1 protein-coding gene and 2 pseudogenes are annotated in these 2,857 nt (G+C 71.9%); 2 read left to right on the top strand and 1 reads right to left on the bottom strand.

The annotated features are described in order from the left end of the window. Positions 1-417: pseudogene (locus tag BN11_RS23965) on the bottom strand (hypothetical protein); the annotation flags it as partial. Positions 418-453: 36 nt separating this feature from the next. On the opposite strand from BN11_RS23965, the gene BN11_RS15020 reads away from it, so the two are divergent. Both BN11_RS15020 and BN11_RS15025 read left to right on the top strand, forming a co-directional pair. Beyond that, positions 454-1,164 (top strand): oxamate carbamoyltransferase subunit AllH family protein, encoded by a 711-nt coding sequence (locus tag BN11_RS15020; RefSeq protein WP_048699005.1) that lies wholly within the window; start codon positions 454-456, stop codon positions 1,162-1,164. Further along, positions 1,157-2,857, top strand: a pseudogene (locus BN11_RS15025) (DUF1116 domain-containing protein); the annotation flags it as partial. The gene BN11_RS15020 and the pseudogene BN11_RS15025, both read left to right, overlap by 8 nt.

Below are 2,857 nucleotides of genomic sequence, written 5' to 3' on the forward strand. Positions count from 1 at the left end.
CCGCCGCACCCAGTCCGCCGTGCCGGTGCGCTCCCCCACGCTTTCGCGTTCGACGAGGAAGCGGCCGGTCGGGTCGAACGCCGGGCAGCGGTATGCCGCGGCCACCGCCTCCGCCTCGCCGGCCTCCGCGATCACCCGCCCGTCGGTGGTGGTCACCATGACGACGGCGTCCATCATCCCGGCCAGGGCTTGGCACAGGTCGGCCAGGGAGCCCCCGGCGACCACGGTGCTGATGAGGGAGCGATGCACCTCGTCCTCGCGGCGCAGGGCGGCGACGAGCTGGTCGGCAAGCTCACGCAGGCCGCGCTTGTTGAGGTCGTCCGGGACGTCCAGTGACAGGGAGAAGTCACTTTGCGTGCGTGCGCGCCCTGGCAAGTCGAGATCCCCGAGCCCGGAATCGTTGGCAACTTTCTCCACACGCGGAGACTAGCCGGGGTCGCTAGGTTCGACCACATGCCGTTCGCCGCCCGCTCTCCGCTCGCGCCTCCGGTCGGCGCGGAGCAGTTGGTCTGGCACGTGCTGGCGGCCTTCCCCACCGCGCTCTATCTCCATCACCCCGAGCGGGGCCTCCTCCCCCTCGTGACCGCGGACGCGCTGGCCCTCCCGACGGCATGGCGACTGCCGGACTCCTCCACCCGGATGCGGTGGGGCGTCGCGGCCGGTGACGTGATCGAGAGCCTGGACCACTGCATACTGCTGCCGGCTGGGCCGGTGCGCGCCGTCCGCACGTGGCGGCCGGCCCGGGTGCGTCGCAGCGGGTCGTATGCCGTCGAACTACCCCCCTCGTGGGCCGCCGACCGCCTCGGCGGCGGCCGGGGGCTGACCCCCGAGGGCGACGACGAGATCTGCGGGGCGCTGCTGGTCGCGTTCGCCGGCCACGACACGTCCATCGCGGATGCCGTTCTCCCCCAGCTCGATCGCACGACGGCGCTGTCTGCGTCATTGGTGCGCGCCGCGGCGCAGGGATATGCCGTGCCCGCCCTCGTCGCGTATGCCGATGCCCGCCTGTCGGGGAATCGCGCTGCCGCCGGGGCGGCCCGGCACGCGGTGGAAGACATCGGCCACACGTCCGGCCCGGCCCTGATCCGGGGCGTCGAAATCGCTATCGCCCACCGGCAGATCCACCAATCCCCTTCTCTGACAAAGGAGCCCGCCCGTGCCTGAATTGGTCGACGTCCGCACTGGTGCCTACTACGACTCCGTGACCCTGATGCAGGTCTCCAAGCGCATCGCGACCACGCCCGGGATCACGGCGGCGCAGGTGGCGATGGGGACCGAACTCAACCTCGAGGTGCTCGCCGGGATGGGGTTCACGTTGCCCGACGGGATCGGCGTCAACGACGTCGTCGTGGCGCTCCACGGCGAGTCGCAGGAGGCACTGGATTCCGGTGTGGCAGCGGTGGATTCGGCGCTGGCCGAGTTGAAGGCGGCGTCTCAATCAGCGCGCGCCGGCTTCGGCGCACCGCCCGAACCCGTGACCCTTGGCGGCGCGATCGCCGCGGGTGATGCCGACCTCGCCTTGATCTCCGTGCCCGGTGAGCACGCGAGCGCCGAGGCCCTCGATGCGATCGAGGCCGGGGTCAGCGTCATGATCTTCAGCGACAACGTCGCCGTCGAGGACGAGGTCGCGCTCAAGGACGCGGCAGCGGCGCGAGGTGTTCTGGTCATGGGTCCCGACTGCGGGACCGCGGTCGTCAGTGGGGTGGCGCTCGGCTTCGCGAACGTGGTCGCTCCTGGACCGGTCGGCATCGTCGCGGCCTCCGGAACCGGTGCGCAACAAGTGATCTGCCTGCTCGACGCCGCCGGGGTCGGCGTCTCACATGTGCTCGGTGTCGGTGGGCGGGATCTGACGTCGGAGGTCGCCGGCCGGTCGACGAAGCAGGCCCTCGCGATGCTCGCCGCCGACGAGGACACCGAATCGATCCTCGTCGTCTCGAAGCCGCCGGCCGAGGAGGTGCTCGCCGATCTCGAGTCGTATGCCGCCGGTCTCGGCCACCCGGTGCGCTGGGCGATCCTCGGCGCAGGGCGGCCCGACCTGACGGCATCGGTGGAATCGGCCCTGTCCGCCTCGGGTGTGGAGGTGCCGGCTTGGCCGACGTGGGGTTCGGTGGAAGGCGTTGTGCCGGGCGGGGTTTCGGGTGGGGGTTCGCTGCGCGGCCTCTTCTGCGGTGGCACACTCGCCGATGAGGCGATGCTGATCGCCGGCGAGACCCTCGGCCCCATCCGCTCCAATATCCCCCTCTCGCCCGAACTCGCGTTGGGCTCCGACATGGCGGCCGACGGCGGCCACGTCGTCATCGATTTCGGCGACGACGGCCTGACACAGGGGCGCGCCCATCCGATGATCGATCCGGCGCTGCGCCAGGAGCGCATCCTGGCCGAGGGATCCGACCCGACGTGCGGCGTGCTCCTGCTCGACCTCGTGCTCGGCTATGGCGCCCACCCGGACCCGGCCGGCGAGTTGGCCGAGGCGATCCGCGCGGCCCGGGCGACAGCCGCCGACGGTGGGCGCGAGCTGCCGGTCATCGTGAGTCTCGTTGGCACCCAAGGCGACCCGCAGGGCTTGGAGCGCTGCGCGAGCGCGCTCGCGGAAGCCGGCGCCACGGCATACCTCTCCAACGCGGAGGCGACCCGCGCCGCCGTTGCCTTCCTGACCGGCACCTCCACCCCCCGTCGAGATGTCGATTCGATCCCGTCGAGAAGTCAATTCGACCCCGTCGAGGCAGCAACTGCCGCGGGGACCGGCGAGCGGCCGGGCGCCGGCTCGGCTGTGGCTCTGCCGCGCGAACCCGTGGTCGCGACGGTCGGCGTCGGCCTGTTCAGCGAGGCGCTGGCCGACCAGGCGGTGGGGGGGCCG

Origin of the sequence: Nostocoides australiense Ben110, assembly GCF_001050535.1 — a bacterium.
GTDB lineage: Bacteria > Actinomycetota > Actinomycetes > Actinomycetales > Dermatophilaceae > Nostocoides_A > Nostocoides_A australiense.